The 25,829-nt window shown below is 71.8% G+C and carries 17 protein-coding genes; 7 read left to right on the top strand and 10 right to left on the bottom strand.

The window, feature by feature from the left end:
• Window positions 1-22: 22 nt before the first annotated feature.
• From AQI70_RS11590 to AQI70_RS11580, 3 genes are read left to right on the top strand one after another with little or no spacing between them, the layout of a single operon-like run.
• A complete protein-coding gene (locus AQI70_RS11590; RefSeq protein WP_062147195.1) occupies window positions 23-319 on the top strand; it encodes a sarcosine oxidase subunit delta in 297 nt (98 codons plus the stop codon).
• Window positions 316-3,192, top strand: a complete 2,877-nt coding sequence (locus AQI70_RS11585) for a sarcosine oxidase subunit alpha family protein (RefSeq protein WP_062147192.1) — start codon at window positions 316-318, stop codon at window positions 3,190-3,192. The genes AQI70_RS11590 and AQI70_RS11585 overlap by 4 nt, the downstream gene beginning before the upstream one ends.
• Entirely contained in the window at window positions 3,185-3,793 is a 609-nt protein-coding gene (locus AQI70_RS11580; RefSeq protein ID WP_062147189.1) for a sarcosine oxidase subunit gamma, read from the top strand. The genes AQI70_RS11585 and AQI70_RS11580 overlap by 8 nt, the downstream gene beginning before the upstream one ends.
• A gap of 30 nt (window positions 3,794-3,823) precedes the next feature.
• Here AQI70_RS11580 and AQI70_RS11575 read toward each other — a convergent pair whose 3' ends face one another.
• Window positions 3,824-7,384, bottom strand: a complete 3,561-nt coding sequence (locus tag AQI70_RS11575) for a toll/interleukin-1 receptor domain-containing protein (protein WP_062147186.1) — start codon at window positions 7,382-7,384, stop codon at window positions 3,824-3,826.
• Window positions 7,385-7,647: 263 nt separating this feature from the next.
• Between AQI70_RS11575 and AQI70_RS11570 the strand changes: the two genes are divergently transcribed.
• On the top strand, window positions 7,648-8,538 hold the full coding sequence (locus AQI70_RS11570; RefSeq protein WP_062147183.1) for a DUF4231 domain-containing protein: 891 nt from the start codon (window positions 7,648-7,650) through the stop codon (window positions 8,536-8,538).
• Window positions 8,539-8,650: 112 nt separating this feature from the next.
• Here AQI70_RS11570 and AQI70_RS11565 read toward each other — a convergent pair whose 3' ends face one another.
• Both AQI70_RS11565 and AQI70_RS11560 read right to left on the bottom strand, forming a co-directional pair.
• Entirely contained in the window at window positions 8,651-10,336 is a 1,686-nt protein-coding gene (locus tag AQI70_RS11565) for a toll/interleukin-1 receptor domain-containing protein (RefSeq protein ID WP_062147180.1), read from the bottom strand.
• A gap of 84 nt (window positions 10,337-10,420) precedes the next feature.
• Window positions 10,421-10,819: a winged helix-turn-helix transcriptional regulator gene (locus AQI70_RS11560; RefSeq protein ID WP_062147177.1), complete on the bottom strand. Its 399-nt coding sequence runs from the start codon at window positions 10,817-10,819 to the stop codon at window positions 10,421-10,423.
• A gap of 77 nt (window positions 10,820-10,896) precedes the next feature.
• Here AQI70_RS11560 and AQI70_RS11555 point away from each other — a divergent pair, with 77 nt between their 5' ends.
• The gene (locus AQI70_RS11555; RefSeq protein ID WP_063801573.1) at window positions 10,897-11,901 is read left to right on the top strand and encodes a zinc-binding dehydrogenase; all 1,005 of its coding nucleotides are present in this window, start codon (window positions 10,897-10,899) and stop codon (window positions 11,899-11,901) included.
• Window positions 11,902-11,964: 63 nt separating this feature from the next.
• Here AQI70_RS11555 and AQI70_RS11550 read toward each other — a convergent pair whose 3' ends face one another.
• The gene (locus AQI70_RS11550) at window positions 11,965-15,723 is read right to left on the bottom strand and encodes a TIR domain-containing protein (RefSeq protein WP_107116961.1); all 3,759 of its coding nucleotides are present in this window, start codon (window positions 15,721-15,723) and stop codon (window positions 11,965-11,967) included.
• A gap of 97 nt (window positions 15,724-15,820) precedes the next feature.
• On the bottom strand, window positions 15,821-17,119 hold the full coding sequence (locus AQI70_RS11545) for an MFS transporter (protein ID WP_062147168.1): 1,299 nt from the start codon (window positions 17,117-17,119) through the stop codon (window positions 15,821-15,823).
• Between the two features lie 161 nt (window positions 17,120-17,280).
• Here AQI70_RS11545 and AQI70_RS11540 point away from each other — a divergent pair, with 161 nt between their 5' ends.
• Entirely contained in the window at window positions 17,281-19,332 is a 2,052-nt protein-coding gene (locus AQI70_RS11540) for a phosphocholine-specific phospholipase C (protein ID WP_062147166.1), read from the top strand.
• On the opposite strand, the gene AQI70_RS11535 is transcribed toward AQI70_RS11540, so the two are convergent.
• Together AQI70_RS11535 and AQI70_RS11530 are read right to left on the bottom strand one after the other, a co-directional pair.
• The gene (locus tag AQI70_RS11535; RefSeq protein ID WP_244181574.1) at window positions 19,322-20,350 is read right to left on the bottom strand and encodes a DMT family protein; all 1,029 of its coding nucleotides are present in this window, start codon (window positions 20,348-20,350) and stop codon (window positions 19,322-19,324) included. The genes AQI70_RS11540 and AQI70_RS11535 overlap by 11 nt on opposite strands.
• Window positions 20,347-21,153: a phosphatase PAP2 family protein gene (locus tag AQI70_RS11530; RefSeq protein ID WP_062147164.1), complete on the bottom strand. Its 807-nt coding sequence runs from the start codon at window positions 21,151-21,153 to the stop codon at window positions 20,347-20,349. The genes AQI70_RS11535 and AQI70_RS11530 overlap by 4 nt, the downstream gene beginning before the upstream one ends.
• A gap of 234 nt (window positions 21,154-21,387) precedes the next feature.
• Between AQI70_RS11530 and AQI70_RS11525 the strand changes: the two genes are divergently transcribed.
• Window positions 21,388-22,002 (top strand): TetR/AcrR family transcriptional regulator, encoded by a 615-nt coding sequence (locus AQI70_RS11525; RefSeq protein ID WP_062147162.1) that lies wholly within the window; start codon window positions 21,388-21,390, stop codon window positions 22,000-22,002.
• Between the two features lie 152 nt (window positions 22,003-22,154).
• Here AQI70_RS11525 and AQI70_RS11520 read toward each other — a convergent pair whose 3' ends face one another.
• The 3 genes from AQI70_RS11520 to AQI70_RS11510 all read right to left on the bottom strand — a co-directional run bounded on the left by AQI70_RS11520 (window position 22,155) and on the right by AQI70_RS11510 (window position 25,824).
• Complete coding sequence (locus tag AQI70_RS11520) at window positions 22,155-23,171, bottom strand: DUF2510 domain-containing protein (RefSeq protein WP_062147160.1); 1,017 nt, start codon at window positions 23,169-23,171, stop codon at window positions 22,155-22,157.
• A 165-nt stretch (window positions 23,172-23,336) separates the two neighbouring features.
• Window positions 23,337-24,488, bottom strand: a complete 1,152-nt coding sequence (locus tag AQI70_RS11515; RefSeq protein WP_062147152.1) for an anhydro-N-acetylmuramic acid kinase — start codon at window positions 24,486-24,488, stop codon at window positions 23,337-23,339.
• Between the two features lie 4 nt (window positions 24,489-24,492).
• On the bottom strand, window positions 24,493-25,824 hold the full coding sequence (locus AQI70_RS11510; protein WP_062147150.1) for an MFS transporter: 1,332 nt from the start codon (window positions 25,822-25,824) through the stop codon (window positions 24,493-24,495).
• Window positions 25,825-25,829 lie beyond the last annotated feature (5 nt).

Here is a 25,829-nt window from a genome sequence, read left to right as displayed (position 1 = left end):
AGCCTGCTGAGAGAAGGACACCGTGCTGCTGATCACCTGCCCCTGGTGCGGTCCCCGGGACGAGACCGAGTACCACTACGGCGGACAGGCCCACGTCCCCTACCCCGAGACCCCCGCGGACCTCACCGACGGGCAGTGGGCCGAGTACGTCTTCTACCGCGACAACCCCAAGGGCCCCTTCGCCGAGCGGTGGGTGCACAGCACCGGCTGCCGCCGCTGGTTCAACGTCCTGCGCGACACCGCCACCCACGAGGTGCTGACCTCGTACCGGATCGACGAGCCCCGCCCCGAACTGCCCCACGCCGGAGGGAACCGATGACCGACCAGCACTTCCGGCTCCAGCGGGGCGGCCGTATCGACCGGGGCACCGTGCTGCGGTTCACCGTCGACGGACGGGAGCTGACCGGCCACCCCGGAGACACCGTCGCCTCGGCGATGCTGGCGAACGGCCTCGTCGAGGTCGCGCCCTCCCTCTACCGCGGTCGCCCGCGCGGCATCGTCGCCGCGGGCGTCGAGGAGCCCAACGCCCTTGTGCAGCTGGACGGCCCGTGCTCGGAGGGCATGCTCCCGGCCACGACCGTGGAGCTGTACGACGGCCTGTCCGCCACCACGCTCTCCGGCATGGGCCGGCTCGACCCGACCCCCGACCCCGCCGTCTACGACAAGAAGTACGCGCACACCGACGTCCTGGTCGTCGGCGCCGGACCGGCCGGCCTCGCAGCCGCCGCCGCTGCCGCCGGCTCCGGAGCCCGGGTGATCCTCCTCGACGACCAGCCCGAGCCCGGCGGTTCGCTGCTCTCCGGGAGCGGCGAGACGGCCGGCGCGCAGCCCGCCCTCGACTGGGCCGCCGACGTCCGCGCGGCACTCGACGCCGCCCCCGAGGCCGTCGTACTGCACCGCACCACGGCCTTCGGGTCGTACGACGACAACTACGTACTGGCCCTCCAGCGGCGCACCGACCACCTCGGAGCCGCCGCTCCCGAGGGGGTCTCACGCCAGCGGCTGTGGCACATACGGGCGCGTCAGGTGATCCTGGCCACCGGCGCGCACGAACGTCCGCTGACCTTCGCCGGCAACGACCGGCCCGGGGTGATGCTCGCCGGGGCCGTGCGCACGTACCTCAACCGGTTTGCCGTGGCGCCGGGTTCGCGGGCCGTGGTCGCCACGACCAACGACAGCGCCTACGACACGGTCGCCGACCTCCACGCCGCCGGCGTCGACATCGCCGCCGTCGTGGACGCGCGCCCCGAGCTGTCCCACCGGGCCGCCGAGGTCGCGGTTGCCACCGGGGTGCGGGTGCTGACGGGCAGCGCGGTGGTCGACACCGCGGGGGACCCCCGGCTCACCGGCGTCACCGTCCAGACCCTCGACGCCGGGGGCCGGCTCACCGGAGCCCCGCAGTCGTTCGACTGCGACCTGCTCGCCGTCTCGGGCGGCTGGAGCCCGGTGGTGCACCTGCACAGCCAGCGTCAGGGACGGCTGCGCTGGGACGCGGACCTGGTCGCCTTCGTCCCCGACGGCACTGTACGGGACCAGCAGGTCGTGGGCGCGGCGCGCGGGACGTACGACCTCGACGGCGCTCTGGCCGAGGGAGCGCGGGCGGGTGCGCGGGCCGCGACGGACGCCGGGTTCCCGGTGCCGGTACCGTCGCCCGGCGGCGACGCCCGGACCGGTTGCGGCCCTGTGCGTGCCCTGTGGCTGGTCCCCGCCCCCGACGGCGAACCCGGCACCTGGGACACCCACTTCGTCGACCTCCAGCGCGATGTCACCGTCGCCGACGTCTGGCGCTCCACCGGCGCCGGTATGCGCGGCGTGGAGCACGTCAAGCGCTACACCTCGCTCGGCACCGCCAACGACCAGGGCAAGACGTCCGGCGTCAACGCGATCGGTGTCATCGCCGAGGCCCTCGGCGGCTCCCTGGGCGAGATCGGCACCACGGCCTACCGGGCGCCGTACACGCCGATCGCCTTCGCCGCCCTGGCCGGCCGTGAGCGCGGCGAGCTGTTCGACCCGGAGCGGACCACCGCCATCCACAGCTGGCACGTGGCCCACGGCGCCGAGTTCGAGGACGTCGGGCAGTGGAAACGCCCCTGGTACTACCCACAGCCCGGTGAGGACATGGACACGGCCGTGGCCCGCGAGTGCCGTGCGGCCCGCGAGGGGGTGGCCTTCATGGACGCCTCCACCCTCGGCAAGATCGAGATCTGGGGCGCGGACGCGGGCGAGTTCCTCAACCGCGTCTACACCAACGCCTTCAAGAAGCTCAAGCCCGGCATGGCCCGCTACGGCGTGATGTGCAAGCCCGACGGGATGATCTTCGACGACGGCGTGACGCTGCGCCTCGACGACAACCGCTACTTCATGACCACCACGACCGGCGGCGCCGCCGGGGTCCTGGACTGGCTGGAGGAGTGGCTGCAGACCGAGTGGCCCGAACTCGACGTGCACTGCACCTCGGTGACCGAGCAGTGGGCGACGGTCGCCGTCGTGGGACCGCGGTCGCGAGCGGTGGTCGCCCAACTCGCGCCCGACGTCGACCTGTCGGCCGAGGCGTTCCCCTTCATGGCCTTCCGCGAGACCACCCTGGCCTGCGGCATCCCGGCCCGCATCTGCCGGATCTCCTTCTCCGGCGAACTCGCCTACGAGATCAACGTATCGGCGTGGTACGGCCTGACGGTGTGGGAGCAGGTGTACCAGGCCGGGCAGCCGTACGGCATCACCCCGTACGGCACCGAGACCATGCACGTCCTGCGGGCCGAGAAGGGCTACATCATCGTCGGCCAGGACACCGACGGCACCGTCACCCCGCAGGACGCGGGCATGTCCTGGGTGGTCTCCAAGCAGAAGGACTTCATCGGCAAGCGGTCCTTCTCCCGCGCCGACACCTCCCGCACCGACCGCAAGCAGCTGGTCGGCCTGCTGCCGAGCGACCGCACGACCCGGCTGCCCGAAGGCACCCAACTCGTCGCTCCCGCCACCGCCTTGGAGACGGTGCCCGTGCCGATGCTCGGCCACGTCACCTCCAGCTACCACAGCCCGGCCCTCGGCCGCCCCTTCGCCCTCGCCCTGGTCGCCGACGGGCGGGCAAGGATCGGCGAGACCCTGCTGGCTCCGGTGGGCGACGACCTGGTGCCCGTCGAGGTGGCCGACTGCGTCCTCTACGACCCGGAAGGAACCAAGCGCGATGGCTGAGCCGACGATCGACGCACGGGTGAGCCCGCTGGCCCACCTGCAGGAGCGGATGCGCGCCGCCGCGGTCACCGGCGCCCGCGGTGTCACGCTCACCGAGCGGCCGTTCCTCACCATGGTGAACCTGCGGGTCGACCCCGCGTCCGAGGCGGCGGACCGTATCGAGAAGACCCTGGGCGCACCGCTCCCCGGGCAGTGCGGCCACACCGCCGCGGCCGGCCCCCACACGGTCGCCTGGCTCGGCCCCGACGAGTGGCTCGTGCTGTCCCGGGCCGAACCGGCCGCGGTGACCGCCGAGTTGCGGGAGGCCCTCGGCGGCGACCCGGGCTCGGTCGTGGACGTCTCGGCGAACCGCACCACGCTGGAACTGGGCGGCCCGGCCGCCCGGCAGGTGCTGGAGAAGGGCTGCCCACTGGACCTGCATCCGCGGGTCTTCGCACCCGGCCGCGCCGTGTCGACCACGGTGGGTCCCGTCGCCGTACTGCTCTGGCAGGTCGACGACGTGCCGACGTACCGCCTGTTCCCGCGCTCCTCGTTCGCCGACTACCTGGCCCGCTGGCTCATCGACGCGATGGGCGAGTACCGCGGCCCCGACCTCCCCTGACGGCGTGGCCCCAGAGTCCGTCGCCGGAGCTCAGCACGCCGGGGTGTAGCGCTGGTCGGGGACGACCGCGTGCCACTCCTGTCCGAGGAGCGGACGGCCCACGACGGAGCAGAGAGTGCTCTGCCACGTCCGTGGGTCGACCACCCCGGTGACGATCGCGCCCGGAGCCAGCCCCACCGCTCGTTTCCCGTCCGCGGTCAACTCCGCGACGGCTCCGCCGCCCACCCGCGCCAGGACGGGTCCGGTCCTGGCGTGGTGGAGGAGGTCCCACACGATGACCGCGCCGCCGTCGGACTCGGGGTCCAGGGTGATGACCGCCACCCCCTGGGCGTCCGAGAGCCGCACCGCACGGATGGTGGCCCCGGTGTCGACGTCCGCGGCACGCTTGCGCTGCGTCTCGGCATCGAAGACCAGCAAGGAGCGCAGGGACTCGGAGGCGGCCACGAGTGTCCGACCGTCCTGGCTGAAGGCGACTGTTCGGGCCGCGCCCCGATAGGACAGGACGGACCGGCCGGTCGCGGTGTTCCACTGGTGCAGCACGCCCTGACGGTCCACGGCGGCCAGCCAGTGACCGTCCGGGCTCAGCGCCACCGCTTCCACCTCGCCGAGGTTGTAGCTCTTGACGATGTGTCCGGCGATCGTGTCCCACACATGGATGGTGTGGTCCTGGGAGACGGCCAGGTACAGCAGCCGGCCGTCCGGCGAGAGGGACAGGCCGGTGGTCTCCTGCGGCGAACCGTTCGGGCCGACACTCTCGATGAGCGCGACTCGCTTGCGCGCGGGCAGAGCGAACACCTCGACGATGGTGGTCAGGGTCCTTTCCCCGCTTCTCGCAGGCGGGAGGGAGACGGTCTCGCTCACCGCGAGCCGGGTGCCGTCCCTGCTGTAGGTGATGCCGCTGCCGGACCCCTTGAGCCGGATGGTCTGCCGAAGCCTTCCGGTGCGCGTGTCGAAGAGGTGCACCGTGCGTCCGCTCACGCTCGCGACGGTGTGCCCGTCGGGACTGACGGTGGACCAAGGGCGCGCTGCGGAGTCCCCTCCCTTGAGGGGGATCTCGGAGACAAGCCGGCCGGCGGCGGTGCGGTTCCAGGCGACGACGCCCGTCTCGGTGACGGAGACGGCGGCACGGCCGTCCGGACTGAAGACGACATAGGGATGAGGCGGGGTGGGGGCGGAGAGGTCCCACACACCCGTGCCCCGCGCTCCGCCGGTGCTCAGCCACATGCCGTGGGTGGGAGCGATGCCGGTCAGTGCGGCGACCTGCTCATCGCTGTCGGTACCACTGACGCCGTCGAGGTCGGCGGGTTCGACGTCGCCGAGCTTCTTGCGGGCTCGAAGGTCCCACACGGCGAACCGGTGGCCGTGGGCGTCCGACAACAGGGCGCGTCGGCCGTCCGCGGACACGCTGCTGATGCTCATGCCCCGCTCCGGAACCCACGGTGTGCCCTTGCCGCCCGCCGGCAGGACCTCCGGCGGGCCGTCACCGGTGTCGATCACCGGCTCGTCGGAGGCGGTCCAGCCCAGCAACTGCCACGCCGCGCTCAGCCCGACAGGGACGTCCGATGCCGAGGAGGAGGTGAGGACATCGTGAAGCCGGCCCTGTTCACCGGACTGACACCACAGCCACCTGCCCGAGGGACTGAGCGAGCTGAAGGCGCACTCCGAGACGTGCCGAGCCAGGAGCCGCCGGCTCGGGACGCTCCACGTCCATGCCCGCTGGTACGACGTCGATGCCACGAGGATCCGGCCGTCGGGGCTCAGCCCACCGCTCCAGCCGAACGGCGGGCCGTCCTCCGCGAGCCCGAAGGAGGCCACCGTGCGCCTGGTGGCGGTGTCGTTCACGGTGACCCGCGTGCCGGTCAACAGGGCGACCACACGACCGTCCGAGGTGAGGCCGCGGCGCCCCTCCTGGGGCAGCCGGCCCCGGAACGTACCGCGCAGCCGCCATCCTTCGACGTCCCATATCTGTGTCGTCCCGTCCGTGCGCCCCACGGCCAGCGTCGAGCCGTCCGCGCTGAACACGGGCCAGCCCGCGCCTTTCGTGTCCGGGCCCGGCAGAACCTTCGCGACGTGGTTGAACTGCATGAGCCGTTCGGCCATCGCACTGCGCGCCTCCGCCGTGTCGGACACGCCGTATGCCGCCGCGGCGAGCAGCGACGAGGTGTCCAGGCGACCGCCCGACTGGCTTCGGGAGGCGACGGCGAGCAGACGGGAGAGGGACTCGCGCCGGTCGGCCTCCGCCCCGGACTGGACGGCCACCACCAGCGAGGACAGGCTCACGACCGCCAGCAGGACCGCTACGGCGCTGATCCGAAAACGTACTCTCCGCCGTCGCAGGGCGCGTCGGCTGCTGTCGATGAACTCCTGCTCGTCATCGGTGAGCCGGGCCATGAAGGCCGGTGACGCCGGTACGTTGTCACGCAGCCACTCGGCGGCGCGCAGCTCGTCCTCCCGGAGCAGGAAACCGTCACTCCTGCCGCTCTCCCGCCATTCGTGGGCCTGGAGTCCGAGCCGGGTGTGGCCGGACACCCACCGGTGCTCCTGAGCGGTGAAGGCCACGATGTGCCGCGTGTCCTCCTCGAAGCGGTCCGGGTCGGACATGTCGAGGCGCTGGAAGGCAGTCAGCTCCTCCCAGCCGGCTTCACGCAGCGCCGCCCCGGCGCCCGACGACAACTCCGGGTCGATGACCACGGGAAGGATCCGTTTACCCCCCGCGATCGCCTGCAGGCACTCGTCCCAGCAGTACACGGACGCCAGGGACTTGCGGCTGATCAGCACGATCAGAGCGTCGGACTCCCGGATGCCGTCGGATATCGACTTGCGCCAGCGTGCGGAGGGTTTGATCGCCTGCCAGTCGACCCACACCTCTCGCACCCGCCCTCGAAGAGACTCGGTGAGGGCGCGGGCGAACTCGGTGTCGCTGCGCGAGTAACTGAGGAAGACCTTGCCTCCGATGCCGTGTTCTGCCTGGGCGAAGGGATTGCGCGCACCCCCGGCACGGTCGGCGGCCTGCCGTGTGGCCGCCGCGAGGAGCCCGGAAACGAGGCCGGCACCGGCCGGCAGCAGTGGCCAGTAGGGCTGCTCGAAGGACGGGCCGAACAAGCTGCCGCCGATCTGCTCGTCCAGCCAGGCGTAGACCCAGGTCGCCGATCGCCATGGCGGGCCGGGAGTGACCGCGCCGTAGGTGATCGGCAGGACGACGAGGCGGACGGCCCACGCCGCGACGCCCATGCCGACGGCACCGGCCAGGGCGCTCAGCACCATGAGCCGCTCCGGCGTCGAGGCCCTACGCCGCCCGGTGTCCTCGCTCCGGCCCACCACCCGCACGCCGGCGGCAGCGAGCCAGCTCAGCGCCAGCAGCGCGTCGAGCACGGCGTACGTCCACAGGAAGGCGGGTCCCAGGGGCCGGACGAAGTGGCTGCCGAGTGCGGCCACAACGGCCAGTTGAACAGCCGGCAGCCAGGCCTGCGGAGCGGCGAGCCGTCGCCAGGACCAGTCCAGTTCGAGGCTGCTGAATCCGCGGTTGCCCAGCACCACGCCGCAGTTGGCGAGGACCGGGCTGAACACGAGGCCCGGTACGACGAGCGCCATCAGCGCGAGGGCGGGTCCGTAGAACGGACAACAGACGGCCCATGTCAGTGCACAGGCGGCCGTCCAGGCGACGCGTCTGCTCCAGCGGAACTCCCCTGACAGCACCGGCCGTTTCCCGACATCGCTGTGCGCCCCCCGTAACACCTCGGTCTCCGATCCCCGTCGCGCAACAGTGAGTTCTCGCACCACCAACATGCCACATGGGCACCGGCTGGCCGTGAGGTGCCTTGGCGCGTGCGGTGGCGGAGCGTCAGAATCAGCCGGTGACACAGACCTCGCAGGATTCGGTGACAGCGGCGGTGTGGGACCAGCAGAGCATCTGGTCTCAGAGCGCGGATCGGCTCAAGGCGTCGGTCGGCCGGGCACGCTTGTGGGCGCTGGCCCTGGGGACAGCCGCGGCGGCCCTGGGCGCGGCGGCTTCCCAGGCGATGGGCTGGAACTCGCTGCTGGGCAAGGCACTGGCGTTCGCTGCCGCCGCCGCAGCCGGAACGGCGCCGGTGGTGGCGTTGCGCGGTGGGCCGAACCGGCTGAGCGACTGGACGCGGCTGCGGGCGGTGTCCGAAGCGCTCAAGACCGAGGTCTACACCTACCTGGCCGGAGTCGGCGCCTACCGGGACGCGGCATCGGCGCCGGCACTGCTCGCCGAGCGCAGTCGCCGTTACCGCTCGGACGCGGTGAATCTCGTGCACTACACCGCCGGCGTCAGCGCGCGACAGCGGCCGGTGCCGGCGGTGGTGGACGCCGACAGTTATGTGGAGCATCGCCTGCGCCGGCAGATCACGTCGTACTACCGGCCGAAGGCACAGGCGATGCACCGCAAGGTGCGCTTCGTCGAACGGACCGAGCTGGCGCTGGGCTGCTTCGGCGGCGTACTGGCCGCCGCTTCCGGTGCCTTCTCGGTGGACTGGGTGGCGGCATGGGTGGCGGTCGTGGCCTCGATCTCGATCGCCGTGACCGCCCACGCGGTCGCTCAGCGATACGCCTACCAGCACCTGGAGTTCACCCGCACCGCCGAGGAACTGGAGCGACTGCTGGAGCGCTGGACGACGGCCACCGAACGCTCCGAGGACTTCACCGACGCGTTCGTCTCCGAGTGCGAAGGGGTCATCTCCATCCAGAACGAAGCGTGGATGATCCGGTGGACTGTGGGTTAGCCGCGGGGCCCGCGGGGCGGACGGGAGGGCGCCGGGAGAACGACCGCCGTCGGCCCCGTGGGGGACCGACGAAAGCGGCTCGCCAAGCGGCGGACTGCACTTGCCCCGGCGGTCACCCCATGGCCTTGACGGGCAGACCGTATTCACGGCGTTCGGCATCGGTCGCGGTGCGGAAGACCCGGGTTCTGGCCAGGGATATCAGCTCCTCGACGCCGTAGTGCCTCCAGATGACGGCCGCGCCGTCCCCTCCGGAGGTGACGATGTGAGTGCCGTCGGGCGTGAACTCGGCCCAGATCAGCGGTGCTCCGTGCCACAGCCGGGCGACCTGGGCACCCGCGGCCGCGTCCCAGACCCGCGCCGACCCGTCGGTCGAGGCGGTCACGATCCTCGTCCCGTCCGGGGAGAACAGCGCCGAACTCGGCCGGTGGCCGCGGCCGTCCAGCACGACGAGTTCCCGACCGTCCACGGCGTCCCAGACGCGTGCCGTTCCGTCGTCCGACGCGGTGACCAGACGGAGGCCGTCGGGGGAGTAGTGCGCCCAGCGGACGATTTGGGTGTGACCGGAGAGGGTGAGCAGGTGTCTTCCGTCGGCGGCGTCCCAGTCGCGTACGGTGTGGTCCCCCAGGGACCCGACCACACGGGTACCGTCCGGAGAGAAATCGGCGCACAGCACGGACTCGTCTTCGGCGGCGGAGATGCTCACGAGTGTGTTCCCCGTGTCGACGGCCCAGATGTTGATGCGGCCGAACACGAATCCGCCGACCCCCCGTCCTGCCGTACATGTGACGACCCGGGACCCGTCCGGTGAGAATGTGGCGGTCTGCACCGGTGAGTTGTGCCCCCAGTACCGGACGACCTCCTCCCCGGTCACCGCGTCCGATACCCATGCCGTCATGTCGCTGGAGGCGGTGACGATCCGCGAGCCGTCCGGCGAGAAAGAGGCGAAGACGATGTCGCCCATGTGGCCACCGACGGAGAGCAGCCGTCGGCCGTCGGCCGTGTGGTGCACGGCGGCCGTCTCGCCGAAGGCTGTGAGCATGCGAGTGCCGTCGGGCGAGAAGCGGGCGGAGTAGACCGGCTGGTCATGCTGGACGACAAGCACTCCTCCCCGTTCGGCGGTGTGCCAGAGCCGGATCGCGCCGTCCTCGCCGCCGGTGGCGACGAGTGAGCCGTCGGGTGAGAACTCGGCGGACAGGACCGCTGACGGATGCGGCCCCAGCGTGTACAGCCGGTCGCCCTGCTCGCCGTCGAGCACGACGGCGGTTCCGTCCTGTGCCGCGGCGACGATCCGGGCGCCGTCGGGGGAGAAAGCAGCCGCGTAGATCTGACCTGCGCCCGGGGCGTACGCGCTCAAACCGGGATACGGCGGGCGCCCGGGGTCCCAGTCGAACGAATCCGCGGGATCAAGCCTCCGCCTCCTCATCGCCGACCACAACCGCGCGTACGCCGCCTCTCCCTCCGCGATCGCATCCACCCACTGCACGTCCTTGATCAGCGGATGGGTCGCCCCCTCCTCGGCCCGCACCGGGAAGAGCGGCTTGCCCGTCGCCCGCGCGAGCGCCAACTCCGCGAAGCACCAACGCGATTCGGCCGAGGCCGCCGTGCCGACGAACAGCACCGCGTCGGCCCTCTCCAGCGCCGCGTACAGCTCCGGCTCCCACTCACGGCCGGCGGGTATACCCAGTTCCGGGTCGAAGTCGACAAAGACGCCTTCGAAGCCCTCCTTCCTCAGCCGGCGCAGAATCCCGGCGACGAGGACTCGGTCCCGAGAGCTGTGGCTGATGAAGAGCGAGGCCATCCGCCCACGCTGTCAGATCGGCGCACGCACGTGCAGCGTTTTCGCCGTGCGGACGCGCAGAAGTACGAGCCGGTCCGGGCCGGTTCAGCCGGCGTCGGGTCTGTGCTCTGCCGCGCTGTCGTAGGCGGCGCGGGCCTCGGCGATGGCGGACCGGTGCCGCTCGGCCCAGCTCACCAGACCGGTCAGCGAAGCGTGGAGCTCCTGCGCCATCGGCGTGAGGCTGTACTCGACCTTGGGCGGCACGGTCGGATACACGGTACGCACGAGCAGTCCGTCCCGCTCCAGCCTGCGCAGATTGAGGGTGAGCATCCGCCGGCTGATGCCCTCGATGGCGCGTTCCAGTTCGGTGAAGCGCACCGGGCCGTGGGCGGCGGCGATCAGGATCCCGATGCTCCATTTGCCCGCCACGCGGTCGAGCACCTCGGTGACCGGACATGCTTCGTCCCTGATCGCTTCGGTAACACGGGTGTGACTGCGTGACATGAAAGTGCCTCCTTCCGATCGGAAGCATGGTTATCGATGATGACTGCTGTTACAAGTCGTCAACCAAGGGGGAAACCATGTCGGTTCGCGCTCTCGTCGTCGATCCGTCCGCATCCGCATCCGCATCCGCATCCGCATCCGCCGCCGTCCGCCTCGCCGAGGTACCCGATCCCGTGCCCGGGCCGAACCAGGTCCTGGTGGACGTCTCCCACGCCTCGTTGAACTACGGCGACCTCAACGACGCCCGCTCCGGGCGGGTCCCGGTGGGTGCGGTGCTGGGTTCGGACGCCGCCGGCGTGGTCGTTCGGGCCGCGGCGGACGGAACCGGCCCCGCGGTGGGCACCCGGGTGGTGGCCCTGACCGCGGGGGCGTTCGCCGAGCGCGTCGCGATCGACGTGGGTGCGCTGGCCGAGGTGCCGAAGGGACTGGACCTGGCGCAGGCGGTAGCGCTGCCGGTCGCCGGAGTGGCGGCACTGCGCTCGCTGCGGGCCGCCGGGCTCGGGCCGGGCAAGAGGGTGTTGGTCACCGGGGCTTCCGGCGGGGTCGGCCGGTTCGCCGTCCAGCTGGCGGCGCGGGCCGGTGCCCACGTGATCGCGTCCGTGGGCTCGGCCGCCCGGGGAGACGGGCTGGCCGAGACCGGCGCCGACGAGGTGCTGATCGGACTGGAGGGACTCCAGCACCCGGTCGACGTGGTCATCGACAGCGTCGGCGGCCCCCAACTGGTCGCGGCATGGAACCTGCTCGCTCCCGGCGGCAGCGTGCAGAGCGTCGGCTGGACCTCCGGGGAACCGGCGGTCTTTCCGCCGTATGCGACGGTCGGCCCGGCCAAGTCGCTGACCTCCTTCGTCATCGACGGCGATGTCGACGCGGACCTGGCGACTCTCACCGAGCTGGCCGCCGAGGGAGCCCTCGGCGTCGAGATCGGCTGGCAAGGACCCTGGCACCGCTTCGACGAGGCAGCCGAGGCGCTTCGCGCACGTCGGATCTCCGGCAAGGCGGTCCTGGAGGTGGCATCCGGTGAGCCGCACACCCCGGTGCCTTTTCCGCAGAGCCAGTCACATGACCGGCCGGGCCCGGCCTAGCCAGTCGGCCCCGGTCTCGCTGCCGCGTTTCAGCAGGTCCGCGGATTCCCACAGTCTCCCTTGTCAGCAGGGCGACCGGTACTGCCCGCCCGGTGCGGCCTGCCGCCAGTCGGCGTCGTCGAGCGGCCCGGTGAGCATGCCGCACAGTGCGGACACCCATGCCTCAGGAGTGACATGGAGCTTCGTGCTTCCGCTTGCGTCCGCGATGTCGAGCCGGGAGCCGTCCTCGGTGAAACTGACCGCGGCGTCCCGCTGCGTGGTCAGCAGGTCGGGGCCGATGCGCCGGTGGCCGGCCACGTCCCAGAGGCTGAGCTTCACGTCGACCGGACCGCTGTCACTGATCACGGCCAAGGTGTTTCCGTCGGGGCTGAACCACACACCGAAGACACCTCCTTCGGGCACGAAACTCCTGCCCGTCCGCTTTCCTGTGCCGATGTCCCAGAGCGAGACAGACCCTCCACCCCAGCTGTCCAGGGCACCGTTGTCCATGTTCACTGTGGCAAGGGTGCGACCGTCTGGACCCAGAGCCGCGTACTTGGCGTCGCGGACCTTGAAGGGCAGCCGCTCTCCGCTCGCCGTGTCCCACAGGATCACCGTCTGTTGGCGCCCTGTCAGGGCCAGCCTGGTTCCGTCGGCGCTGAGGTCCGCCTGGTCGGCGTATCCGTCGCCCAGAGGATCGGCGGCGTAGTCGTGGGTCTCCGCGCCGGTCGACAGATCCCAGGCGGTCACGCGTGACTCGCCCTGCAGGACGCCGTACAGCAGTTGGTTGTCGGGCGAGAACAGCAGCCTCGGAAGCCCGCTCTTCAGGCCGGGCGTGTAGTGCATTCCGGCCACGCGACGGCCACCCGGGATCTGGAACACCTCCACCGGGGACTGCTTGCCCGCCCCGGCGTGTTCGGCCACGGCCAGCAGTGTGCCGTCCTCGTTGAAAGCGACGTTGGTGCCCAGGGCGGCCAACCTGATCGAACCGGACGCATGCCCTGTGCGGCTGCTGCGCAGGTGCACGACGGGACGTCGGGAATCGGTCATGGCCACTGTGTCCGTACGAGGGCTGACGGCGAAGCCGTTGTACGGGCGTTCGGCCGGCGGGAAGGCACGGTGTTCCGTGAGGTGGCCGGAGCCGTCGCGAACCCAGATGACCACCGACCCGTCCTTGGTCAGGGTGGCGACCGTGCTGCCGTCCGCGCTTGCCGATTCGCTGTCGCCGGCGGTGTCGCTGTACTCGGCTTCGAGGGGCGCCGTGGCTCTGATGCCGTGGACGGCACTCTTCTGGTCGGCGGCCTTGCGCACCCTCTTGCGGGTGCGCAGGTCCCACAGCTCCCAGCGTTTCATGTCTGTCGACCGGAGCAGGGCGTGCCGCCCGTCGCGCAGCACCATCCCCGAGTCCAGGGTCAGGTCACGCCCGGGAATCCAGGGCTGTGACCATCCCGGCCGGTACACCCGGGCCTGGCCGGGGCGGTCGTCGTGACCGTCCGCGCTCACGCTCTGCCCGTAGTCGACCACCACACCGTCGTCCACGGTGTACCCCTCGAAGCTCCACGCGGAGGTGTGCAGGGTTCGCCGGGGCCGCAGATCCGGCAGCCCGAGGACGGAGACCTGCTCACCTCGACCGCACACGAGGGTCTTCCCGGACGGCGCCATCCGCATCGACTCGCACGACAGGGTGGACACGGTCCGGTGACCGGGCACATGCCACACCGACACGGAATCACTCTCATCGTTCGCCGCGGCCATCAGATGGCTGCCGTCCGGGCTCAGTCCTCCGCCCTGGTCGCTGATCGACGTGCCCGCGCCGCTCTGCGAGAAGGAGAACGTGTCCTTGGTCCGCAAGGTCGTGGTGTCCACCAGTGTGATCCGCTCACCACGCTGCCCGACGCGCAGAGCCAGAGTCCGGCCGTCCGCCGTCACGGACCGGGCCCCGCCGTCCTGCCAACTCAGCAGGCGGCCTTTCACGGTCCCCCGGCCGCGCGCCGCGCGCATATCCCAGATCTGGGTGGTGGCGTGGTCACGCTCGATGAAGAGAAGACGGCCGTCGGGGCTCATGGAGAGCAAGGACACCTCTCCCTTGCCGGGCGCGATGATCGTCCGCACGTGGTCGAGCCGGGCCAGGTGAGAGACCAGAGCGCCGCGCGCCTCTGTCGTTCCGGCCTGCCCGTAGGCGGCCAGCGCCAGTTGTACGGCCTTCTCCGGTTCCGTCTCGGCCAGGCTGAGCGAGGCGGCCGCGAGGTTCCGCGAGAGCGCCTTGCGGCGCTGGTCGTCGGCGTCTCCCTGTGCCGTCACGGCCAGCGAGCCGGCGGTGACGACGGTCGCGGTGACCGCGGCGAGAGCGGACCTGACCAGCAAGGTGCGGCGCCTGGCCGCGCGGCGGCTCTCGCCGAGGTAGTGGGTCTGTTGCTCGGTCAGGCTGACCCGGAGCTTCGCGTGGACGGGGTGCTCCTGCCACTGCCGGGCCAGCGACAACTCCTCGGCGCGCAGGAGGAGACCGCGTTTGCAGCCGCTGTCCCACCACTCGTGTGCGAGGTTTCCGAGCCGGGTGTGGAAGGCCACCCAGCGGTACTCCTGCGTGACGAAGGAGACGATGCCCTCGATTCCCCGCTCGAACGCCTCGTCGCCCTCCTCGATCATGGGGAGTCGCTGGTAGGCCAGGAGGCGGTCCCAGTCGTGCTCCCGCATGACCGCGGTGGTCCGGCCGTCCAGAGACGGGTCGGCGAGCACCGGGAGCACCCGTTTGCCGAGTTCGATCGCGTACTCGCATTCGTCACGGCAGTACGCAGATCGCAGGGAGTTCTCACTGAGGAGGACGATCAGGGCGTCCGAGCGGCGGATGCCCTCCCTGATGGCCCGACGCCATTGTTCGGAAGGCTCGATCGCCTCCCAGTCGACCCAGATGTCCTGCAGCCTTCCTTCCAGGCTGCGGGTGATTCTCCGGGCGAGTTCGGTGTCCCGGCGCGAGTAGCTGAGGAACACCTTGCCCGTGGGCTGCGCGAGCGGGGCGTCGGACCGTTGTCCGGAGCCGCTGCCGCTGAACGGATCCTCCACCGGGCCGGTCCGCGAGGCGAGATCGCGGAGGAGGCGCGAGACGAGGGCGGCCAGCAGCGCGGCACCGGCGACGAGTGCCGCCCAGTACTGGTGACGCTCGTACGTCGGCCCGAACGCACTGCCGGAGAAGTGGGCGTCGAGCCGTCGAAGGACGTCTGCGATGCCTTCCGCGTCAGGTGAGGCGGCGGCGCGGGACCTGAGCGTGTGACCCATCAGCCGCGTGAGCCAGGCGGCGATGCCGGCCGCCGTGGCCAGGGCGAGGGCCTGCGCGGCGAGCGACCTGCCCGAGGGGCGTGCCCGTCGGCGGCCTGCGGGGCCGGACTGCTCCTGCCCCAGGCGCACCCCGTCGACCGTCACCTCGAGTGCCGACCACAGGACGAGCAAGCTGAGGGAGGCGGCCACCAGGAGCAGGCACTCCCAGAACAGGAAGCTTCCGTAGGGCAGCGCCCTGACGAGCCAGGAGCCGGCCAGGGCCACGCCGAGCAGTGGGGCGAGGGCCTGCGGTCTCAGCAGCCGCCGTCCCGACCACGCGGCGGTCGCCCCACCGGTCCTGGCCGCCTTCCACGCGGCGAACAGCGGAGGCCCGGGGGAGTGCACGACGAACGGGACGACGAGGCCGAGGAGTGCCGGCCACGGTCCGACGAACGGCAGGAAGAGGGCCCAGCCGACCAGGCAGGAAAGGAACCAGGCGGCTGTCCGTCCGGTGTCTGTCCGAAGTGCCGCCGACCATCCCGACCAGCCCCGCCGTAAAGGTACTTGGCGCGCCACCCCTGCCCCCGACATGTGATCGTTCCCCGCTCAACCGGAGAGCAGGGTAGCGGGGGCGGCGACCCCGGCGCGTCGGGACAGTGCACCTGTGCCGGACCCTCACCGGCCGTCCTCATCGCCGTAGCTCCGCATGCGCGGTTTCCGGCAGGCGCAGGTACACCAGGGAGGAGCCCAGGCACAGGACGGCCACGTACCAGGGGAAGAACCCGGAGTGTCCCCACTCCTTGAAGAGCGTGCCCACATACGGGGCCGTCCCGCCGAACAGCGCCACCGTCAGCGAGTACGGGAACCCGATGCCCGCCGCCCGCACCCGTGGCGGAAACACCTCGGCGTTCACGGCCGCGCTGATCGACGTGAACCCGGTCAGCAGCACCATGCCCGCGCACTGCACGAGCAGCAGCACGGCGAACGAGTCGCGCAGGGCGTGCAGCAGGGGGACGGTGAGGAGGGTGAAGCCCAGGCCGAAGAAGAGGAGCAGGGGGCGGCGGCCGTAGCGGTCGGAGAGGAGGCCGCCCAGGGGCTGGAGCAGGGCGAAGAAGGCCAGCGAGATCGTGCCCGCGAGGAGGGCGTCCGACTTCTCGATGCCCGCGTTGAGTTCGGCGTACGTCGGCAGGTACGACGTCCAGGTGTAGTAAGCGATGGTGCCGCCCGCCGTGATCCCGCAGATCAGCAGGGACTGGCGCGGGTGGCGGCGCAGCGCCTCCAACAGGCCGGGGCGGGGGGCCTGTTGCTGCTCGGTGCTCCTCGTCTCCTCCGCGCCCTGGCGGATCCAGAAGCCGACCAGGCTGAGTAAGGCACCGAGGACGAACGGCACCCGCCAGCCCCAGCCGTTCATCTGCCCGTCGCTCAGCGTGTCCACCAGGAGTGTCGCGATGCCTGACGCGACCAGCTGGCCCGCGGTCGTCGACACGTACTGGAAGCTGGAGAAAAGGCCGCGGCGGCCCGGCCCCGCCGACTCGACCAGGAACGTCGTCGACGCCGCGAACTCGCCGCCGACCGACAGACCTTGCAGGAGCCGGGCCACGACGAGGATCAGCGGAGCCAGCACGCCGGCCGCCTCGTACGTCGGGGTCAGGCCGACCAGCAGGCTGCTGCCGCCCATCAGCAGGATGGTGACGGTCAGGGCGGCGCGCCGGCCGCGGCGGTCCGCGATCGCGCCCATGAGCAGCCCGCCGACCGGCCGCATGAAGAAGCCCACCGCGAACACCGCGAAGGTCGACAGCAGCGGCACCAGGGAGTTGTCCGCGCCCTTGGGGAAGATCTCGGCCGCGATGTAGGTGGCCAGGAAGGTGTAGGCGTACCAGTCGTACCACTCCACGGCATTGCCGACCGAGGCGGCGAGGAGCTGGCGTACGGGCCGGGAGGCCGGCGGGGAGTCCGTGCGCGTCGTCTCTGTCATGATCGCGACCATCCCCGCACCCCGGGCCCGGCACACCTCCCGTACCGACGACTTTCACATGAGCGCCACCGGACCCTTCCCTGACGTTTGGTGCTCCTGGAACACTCCTTCCGCGCGCATTCCATCACCAACGGCCGGTCATAACACCCTCAATGGGAAGAGGTCCCTCGCTCATGCCCGAAGTCAACCGGCGCAGATTCCTTCAACTCGCGGGCGCGACCACGGCGTTCTCGGCTCTGTCGAGCAGCATCCAGCGCGCCGCCGCGCTCCCCGCCAACCACCGCACCGGGTCGATCGAGGACGTCGAGCACATCGTCGTCCTGATGCAGGAGAATCGTTCCTTCGACCACTACTTCGGCAAGCTGCGCGGCGTCCGCGGTTTCGGCGACCCGCGCCCGGTGAAACTGGAGAACGGCAAGTCGATCTGGCACCAGTCGGACGGCAGCAAGGAGATCCTGCCGTTCCACCCGGACGCCGACGACCTCGGCATGCAGTTCCTGGAGGGCCTCCCGCACGGCTGGACCGACGGCCAGCAGGCCTACAACGCGGGCAAGTACGACAAATGGATCCCCGCCAAGGGCACCACGACCATGGCGTACCTGACCCGTGAGGACATCCCCTTCCACTACGCCCTCGCCGACGCCTTCACCGTCTGCGACGCCTACCACTGCTCGTTCATCGGCTCCACCGACCCGAACCGCTACTACATGTGGACGGGCTACACCGGCAACGACGGCACGGGCGGCGGCCCGGTCCTCGGCAACGACGAGCTCGGCTACGGCTGGACGACCTACCCCGAGCGCCTGGAGCGGGCGGGCGTCTCCTGGAAGATCTACCAGGACATCGGCGACGGACTCGACTCCGCCGGCTCCTGGGGCTGGATCGAGGACGCCTACCGGGGCAACTACGGCGACAACTCGCTGCTGTACTTCAACAAGTACCGGGGCGCCCAGCCGGGCGACCCGCTGTACGACAAGGCCCGCACCGGCACCGACGTCAAGAACGGCGACGGGTACTTCGACCGGCTGAAGGCCGACGTCAAGGCCGGCAAGCTGCCGCAGATCTCCTGGATCGCCGCCCCCGAGGCCTTCTCCGAGCACTCCAACTGGCCCTCCAACTACGGCGCCTGGTACATCGCCCAGGTCCTGGACGCGCTCACCGCCAACCCGGAGGTCTGGTCGAAGACGGCCCTGTTCATCACCTACGACGAGAACGACGGCTTCTTCGACCACGTGGTGCCGCCGTTCCCGCCGAAGGACGCCTCGCGGGGCAGGTCCACGGTCGACGTCTCCCTCGACCTCTACCCGGGCGACAGCAGGCGCCCGGCCGGACCGTACGGCCTCGGCCCACGTGTGCCGATGCTGGTCGTCTCGCCGTGGAGCAAGGGCGGTTACGTCTGCTCCGAGACCCTCGACCACACCTCGATCCTGCGGTTCATGGAGCGCCGCTTCGGCGTCGAGGAGACCAACATCTCGCCCTGGCGGCGTGCCGTCTGCGGCGACCTGACCTCGGCCTTCGACTTCTCCCGCAAGGACACCCGCCCGGCCGCGCTGCCGGAGACCGACGCCTACGAGCCGCCGGACCGCGAGCGTCACCCCGACTACCGGCCGACGCCGCCGGCCGACCCGGACATGCCCAGGCAGGAGCGCGGACTGCGGCCCGCCCGGCCGCTCGGGTACGCCCCGTACGTGGACGGCTCCGTCGACGCGGCGACCGGAAAGTTCACGCTCACCTTCGCCTCGGGTGCCAAGGCCGGCGCCGCCTTCCACGTCACCTCCGGCAACCGCGCCGACGGGCCCTGGATGTACACCACCGAGGCCGGCAAGACCATCGGGGACACCTGGAACTCGGCGTACTCGAACGGCTCGTACGACCTGACCGTGCACGGCCCCAACGGCTTCGTGCGCTGCTTCAAGGGCTCGAACAAGGCGGCCGGCCCCGAGGTCACCGCCCGGCACACCGGCGACGACATCCAGCTGACGTTCACCAACAAGCGAACGGCGAGCGTCCGCCTGAAGGTCACCAACGGCTACGGCGGTCCCGCCACGACGGTCACCGTGCGGCCCGGGGCCACCGTGCGGCGCACCGTCGACCTCGCGGCGAGCCGGCGCTGGTACGACCTGACCGTCACCTCGCACGCCGATCCGGCGTTCCTGCGGCGGTTCGCCGGGCACGTCGAGAACGGGCGGCCGGGTGTGAGCGACCCGGCGATCATCACCGAGTAACCGGCCGTCGCGGCCGGGTCGCCCGGATCAGAGCGGTGTCCGGACTGGAGCGGTGTCCGGACTGGAGCGGTGTGAGGTGCCCCGGTTCCGGCTGCCGGGGCACCAGCACCGGTTCCTGCGCGGCCGAGCCGGGCTCCAGCGCCAGTACGGCGGCCACGGGGTGCTCGTCGTCGGTGTCGGGGGAGTGGGTGCCGGCGGGGTCGGGTGTCGCCCGGCTGAGCAGCACCACACCCCACGCCGCGAGCCCCGCTCCGGCCAGCGCGAGCAGGATGCCCGCCGCGCCGCCCCGCAGCCGCTCGCCGAGCAGGACGAGCCCGATCACCGCGGCGGCCACCGGGTTCGCCATGGTCACCACCGCCAGGGGTGCGCCCAGCCCACCGCGATAGGCCGTCTGCGACAACAGCAGTCCGCAGGCCGCGAAGGCCGCGACCAGCAGCGCCACCCCGATCACCTGAAGGCCGAGCAAGGAGTCGGACCGGTCCGTCGCGGCCACCGTCACGGTCTGGGTGAGCGCCGAGGCCACCCCGGAGGCGAAGCCGGACGCGGTCGCGTGCCGCAGACCGGGCCGGGCGCCCGGCCGCGACAGCATGCCGATCAGCGCCGCCGTCACCGCCGCGACCGCCAGCGCCTCGGACGTGCTCAGCACGGCCTCCGGCGCGGGCCCGGACGCCGTGACGAGGATCGCGGCCAGGCCGACCAGCGTCAGCGCCGTACCGCGCCACTCGACCGCGCTGACCCGCCGCCCGGCGACCCGCGCGCCCAGCGGCACCGCGGCCACCAGGGTGAGCGCGCCGAGCGGCTGGACCACGGTCAGCGGACCGTACTTCAGGGCCACGACGTGCAGCAGCGCGCCGGAGCCGTTGAGCAGGACCGACCCCCACCAGGCGCCGGAGCCGAGCAGCCGCAGCAGGCCCGATCCCGGGGCGCGGGAGGCCAGCCGCTCCTGGGCGACGGCCGCGGCGGCGTAGGCGACGGCGGAGAACAGGGACAGGACGACGGCGAGGAGCGTGGCGTTCATCGGCCCGCTCCCACCAGTGCCGCGTCCTCGTCCCGGGCCGCCGGAACGAGCGTCCCGGCGCCGCGTCCGGCCGTCGTCACCGTGCGGTGCGGCAGGTGGATCGCCGCGAGCGCGAGGGCGAGCATGGCCGTCGCCACGAGCGCGTCGAGCCAATAGTGGTTGGCCGTGCCCACGATCACCAGCAGGGTCAGCAGCGGATGCAGCAGCCACAGCAGGCGCCACCGCGACCGGGTCGCCACGATCAGGCCGATCGCCACCATCAGCGCCCAGCCGAAGTGCAGCGACGGCATCGCCGCGAACTGGTTCGCCAGGTGGTCGGTCCGCGGCGGGCCGTACACGGAGGGGCCGTAGACCTGCGCGGTGTCGACGAGCCCGGTCGCGGCGAGCATGCGCGGCGGGGCGAGCGGGAACGCCAGATGCACGACCAGGGCGGCGGCGGTGACCACGGCGAGGACACGGCGGGCCCGGACGTAGTGCGCGGGGCGCCGCAGGTAGAGCCAGATCAGGAAGGCCGCGGTGGCCGGGAAGTGGACGGTCGCGTAGTAGGTGTTCGCGAGGTGGACGAGCGTGTCGCCGTGCAGCAGCAGGTTCTGCACCGAGCCCTCGCCGGGCAGATGGACGGCCCGTTCCAGGTTCCACACCCGGTCGGCGTTGCGGAAGGCCTCGCCGGTGTGGCTCGTGGCGAGCAGACGGCCGAACTTGTAGACGAGGAAGAGCCCCACGACGAGCAGGAGCTCCCGGACGAGCGGGGGCCGCGCTATCGCGTCGGTCCCCGTCTCCGCAGGCTCGGTGCGGGCATTCATCCCCCGGCCCTTTCGCTGACGGTGAGTGGTGCTTGCCGAGCTGTCGAGCCGGTGACTCCGCGGGCTCGGCGAACTCATCGATACGGAGACGTACCGAAACGCCCCTGTACCGATACGTCACTGTACCGATACGGGAGCGTTCCGGTACAGTGGCGTATCGATAGACGTACGACCCACTGGTAGTGCAGGCCCGTCCCGGCGTGGGGCGCCGCACCCGAGCGAGGAGAAGAGCACATGACGTCGCAGGCCGCGGACGGACCGCAGACGGTCGCCGCCTCGCGCCGCTCCAAGATCACGCCGGAGCGTGAGCGGGAGTTCTTCGACGCCGTGCTCGAACGGATCCGCGAGTGCGGCTACGACTCCGTCACGATGGAGGGCGTCGCCGCCAGCACGCGCTGCAGCAAGTCCACGCTCTACCGGCAGTGGAAGACCAAGCCGCAGTTCGTGGCGGCCGCCCTGCGCGCCAGCCGCCGCACCCGCTTCGACGGCATCGACACCGGCACACTCGCCGGGGACCTGCGCGAGGCCGCCCGAGCCGCGGGAGCGTGGTCCGGCAAGGACACCCGGCTCTTCCAGGCCCTCGGCCACGCCGTCATGCAGGACCCGGAGCTCCGGCGGGCGCTGCGCGAGGCCCTCGTCGACCCCGAGCTCGACGCGCTGAAGGAGATCCTCCGGCGCGGCGTCGAGCGCGGGGAGGTGGCCGCCGACCACCCGGCGCTGGAGTACGTCCCCGCCCAGATCTTCGGCGTGCTGCGGGCCCGCCCCGTCCTGGAGGGCGAGGACGCCGACCCGGAGTACATCGTCCGCTTCGTGGAGGCCGCCGTACTGCCGACCCTCGGCCTCGACTGAGACCCAGGCGCCGTCCACGGGATGACTGGACGGCGACCTGTACCGCGCCGCACCGTGGGGACGGGGGCGGCGCGCACCCCCCGGCCGGGTGGGGTTCCCCTTGAGCGGAGGGGCGCCCCACCCGGCCGCTTCGTCCAGGGGGTCAGGGCAGCTCAGACGTCCTGGCCGGGGCTGCCGCCCGTGTACGCCTCGATGCCCTTGGTGATCTCGTCGATCACCGACTGCTGCTCCCCGACGTCGACGCCGAACCGGACCACGACGATCTGCCGCTCACTGACGGGCGAGGGGAAGGCGAGGGACTCGACATAGCCGTCCGCGCCCTTGCTCGTGATCGCCTTCCAGCGGACCAGGTAGCCCTTCTGCCCGGCCACGGTCACCGCCTTGGAGGCCAGCACCTCGTGCGAGGTGATCCCGCCGTACGTCTTGCCGCCGTAGGACTTCTCCGCGTTCTTGGCGATGTCCGCCTTGGCGACCTCCTCCGGAGTGTCGCCCCTGAGGCCGAGCGCCAGCGCGGGGGCCGAGTAGGCCCCGCCCTTCGTGCAGGACGCGGAGGTGTCGCCGGGGCACTTGTACGCCTCGTCCGACGTCACCTGCGCGCCGACCTGGAACTCCTGGCCGTACCAGCCGTCCGGGATGGGCAGGCTGATCCCGCTCAGTCCGTCGTTCACCGATCCGCTGTCGATCTTCGGCGCCTCGGACGCGTCCGGTGCGGGCGACCGCCCGTCGGAACCGCCGTCGCCGCCCCCGGAACCGCCGCTGCCGCCGCCGGAATCGCCGAAGGGGCCGCCCTGACCGCCACCCGGCCCGCCCGGGCCGTCCTGGCCTCGCTGCTGGGAGGTGGCGCTGCCGCCCCCCGAGCCGTCCTCGGCGGTCAGCGCGTACACGCCGACACCGATGCTCGCGAGGACCACCGCGGCCACCCCCACGGCTATGCCCGTGCGCAGACCGCGCCGCCCGCCCGACTGCAACTGGCCGGGATAACCCGGATGCACCGGATACGCCGGGAAAGCCCCGTCGGCCGGCGGCTGCCCCGGCGGTCCCCAGTCGGCCGACCCCGCGGGCCGGACCTGGTCCGTCCATGCCTTGCCGTCCCACCAGCGCTCGGTGGGCGGACCGTCACTTTTCTGGCCGGGGTCGGGGTACCAGCCGGGAGGAGTCACCTGCGTCATGTGCCCACCGTATGAGGTGTCGGTGAAAGCCGGATGAGAGGATCCGGCCCCGGCGCACGAATTTCGGCCGACGCCACTCCAGGACGGGTCCCCGCTTCACTTCAGGACGAGGCCCGACGTCACTTCGGAACGAGCCCCGACTTCACTCCAGAACGAGCCCCGACGTCACTCCACGACGAGCCGTACCGGCCGCTGTCGCACGGGCGGCGGCAGCCGCAGCCCGTCCCGGCCCGGGGTGATCGAACCGAGCACGCGCGCGTGCCGGGCGCCGGTCGCCGCCGGCTCGGTCCCGGGCAGCCCGTGCACGGTCAGGAACCCCAGCACGGCGAAGGCGTACGCCTCCTTCGAGGCCGCCGGCAGCCCCAGCGCGTCGGAGGTGCGCAGCGCCACCCCCGGCAGCCGCTGCCCGAGCATCCTCATCAGCACGGGGTTGCGCGTCCCGCCGCCCGAGGCGATCACCTCCGTCGCGCCCACCGAGCGCACTGCGTCGGCGACCGTACGTGCCGTGAGCATGGTCAGGGTGGCGACGACGTCCTCGGCGGGCAGCGTCCCGATCCCGGTCAGCGCGTCCCGCAGCCGGCCGAGGTGGAACAGTTCCTTGCCGGTGGTCTTGGGGGCGGGCAGCGCGTAGTACGGCTCCTCCAGCAGCCGCAGCAGCGGCTCATGGACGCTGCCGCGACCGGCCAGCGCCCCGTCCACGTCGTAGGCCAGCCGCCCGCCGCTGAACCCCCGCGCCGCCGCGTCGATCAGCGCGCAGCCGGGCCCCGTGTCGAAGGCGGTGCCGTCGGGCGCGGTGAGGTTGGCGATGCCGCCGATGTTGAGGGCGACGGGTGTGCCGGGCCGGCCGCGCAGCCACAGCAGGTCGACCAGGCTGACGAGGGGTGCGCCCTGGCCGCCGGCGGCGATGTCGCGGGGCCGGAAGTCGGCGACCACGGGCAGCCCGGTCGCCTCGGCGATCCACGCGGGCTGCCCCAGCTGCAGCGTGCCGTACACCTGCCGGTCCTCGGCCCAGTGGTACACGGTCTGCCCGTGCGAGGCGACCAACTCGGCCTGCCCGTCGCAGAGTTCACGGTCGGCCCGGACGGCCGCCGCCGCGAATGCCTGCCCGATGCGGGTGTCGAGCCGGCACACCTCGGCCATCGAGGTCGTCCCGGGCGGCAGTGCCGCCGTGAGCGCCTCCCGCAGCGCGTCGTCGTACCCGTCGCTCACCAGCCCCAGCGGCCTGAGGACGAGGCTGTCGCCGACGAGGCCCAGCTCGGCCGCGGCCGCGTCGACGGCGTCGTACGACGTACCCGACATCAGGCCGATCACCCGCATGCGCTCACCTCACCTCACCTTCCCGCCCCGGAGCCTCGACCAGGGCTTCGACCGGAGCCTTCGGTTTCCCGGCGCGGGTCCTGGGTGCCCTGGCCAGGGCGAGGACACTCACCGCGCAGGTCGCGGCCGCGTAGTAGGCGGGGATGTCCACGCTGCCGGTCCGTTCGATCGTCTCCGTGATGATGAGCCCGGCGCATCCCGAGAACACCGCATTGGACAGGGCGTAGGCGAGTCCCAGCCCCATGCAGCGCACGTTCGTCGGGAACAGCTCCGCGAGCATCGCGGGACCGGGCCCCGCCATCAGCCCCACCACGGCACCCGCGCCGCACACCGCCGCACCCTTCACGGTGAGGGAAACGCCCGGGTTCTGCAGAAGGTTGAGCAGCGGCACCGCGAGGACCACCACGAGCAGCGCCCCCGTCAGCATCACCGTCCGCCGGCCCAGCCGGTCGCTGAGCAGCCCCGCCGGCACGATCGTCACCGCGAACCCGAGGTTGGCCAGCACCGTGGCGATCAGGGCCTGCTGGAAGGTCGCGTCCAGGGTGGACTGCAGATACGACGGCAGCACCACCAGGAAGGTGTACCCGGCCGCCGCCCAGCCCATGATCCGCCCCGCGCCCAGCGCGATCGCCCCCGCGACCTCACGCCCGGGCGGCCGCTCGGCCTCCCCCTCCCGACGGAACGCCGGCGTCTCGTCCAGCCTCAGCCGCAGCCACAGGGCGCCCAGCCCGAGCGGCAGCGTCAGCAGGAACGGCAACCGCCAGCCCCAGTCGCCCAGTTGCTCCTCGGTCAGCACGGTGGCGAGCAGCGCCGCCGCGCCCGCACCGCCCAGCAGCCCCAGCGCCACGGTGAACGACTGCCACGACCCGTACAGGCCCCGTCGGCCGGGTGGCGCGAACTCCGTCATCACCGACACGGCGCCCCCGAACTCGCCACCCGCCGAGAGCCCTTGAAGCACCCTCAGGAACGTCAGCAGCCACGGCGCCAGAGCCCCGGCCGTGTCGTACGTCGGCAGCGCGCCGATCAGCGTCGTCGCGCCGGTCATCAGGCTGATCACCAGGATCAGCACCGGCCGTCGGCCGATCCGGTCGCCGAGCCGGCCGAACAGGGCGGCGCCGACCGGCCGGAAGAAGAACGCCAGCGCGAACGACGCGTATGTCTTCACCAGCGCCTCGACCTCGCCGCCGCCCTCCGGCGTGAAGAACCGCGCCGCGATGATCGTCGCGAAGTAGCCGTAGACACCGAACTCGTACCACTCGATGAAGTTGCCCACCGACCCCGCGACCAGCGCCTTGCGGGACCGAACCGTGCCTCGGTCCTGGACGGTCGGCGTCATTGCCG

The organism is Streptomyces curacoi (genome assembly GCF_001513975.1).
In the GTDB taxonomy this organism is placed as follows: domain Bacteria; phylum Actinomycetota; class Actinomycetes; order Streptomycetales; family Streptomycetaceae; genus Streptomyces; species Streptomyces curacoi.
This window is presented reverse-complemented; position numbering and strand designations above follow the sequence as displayed.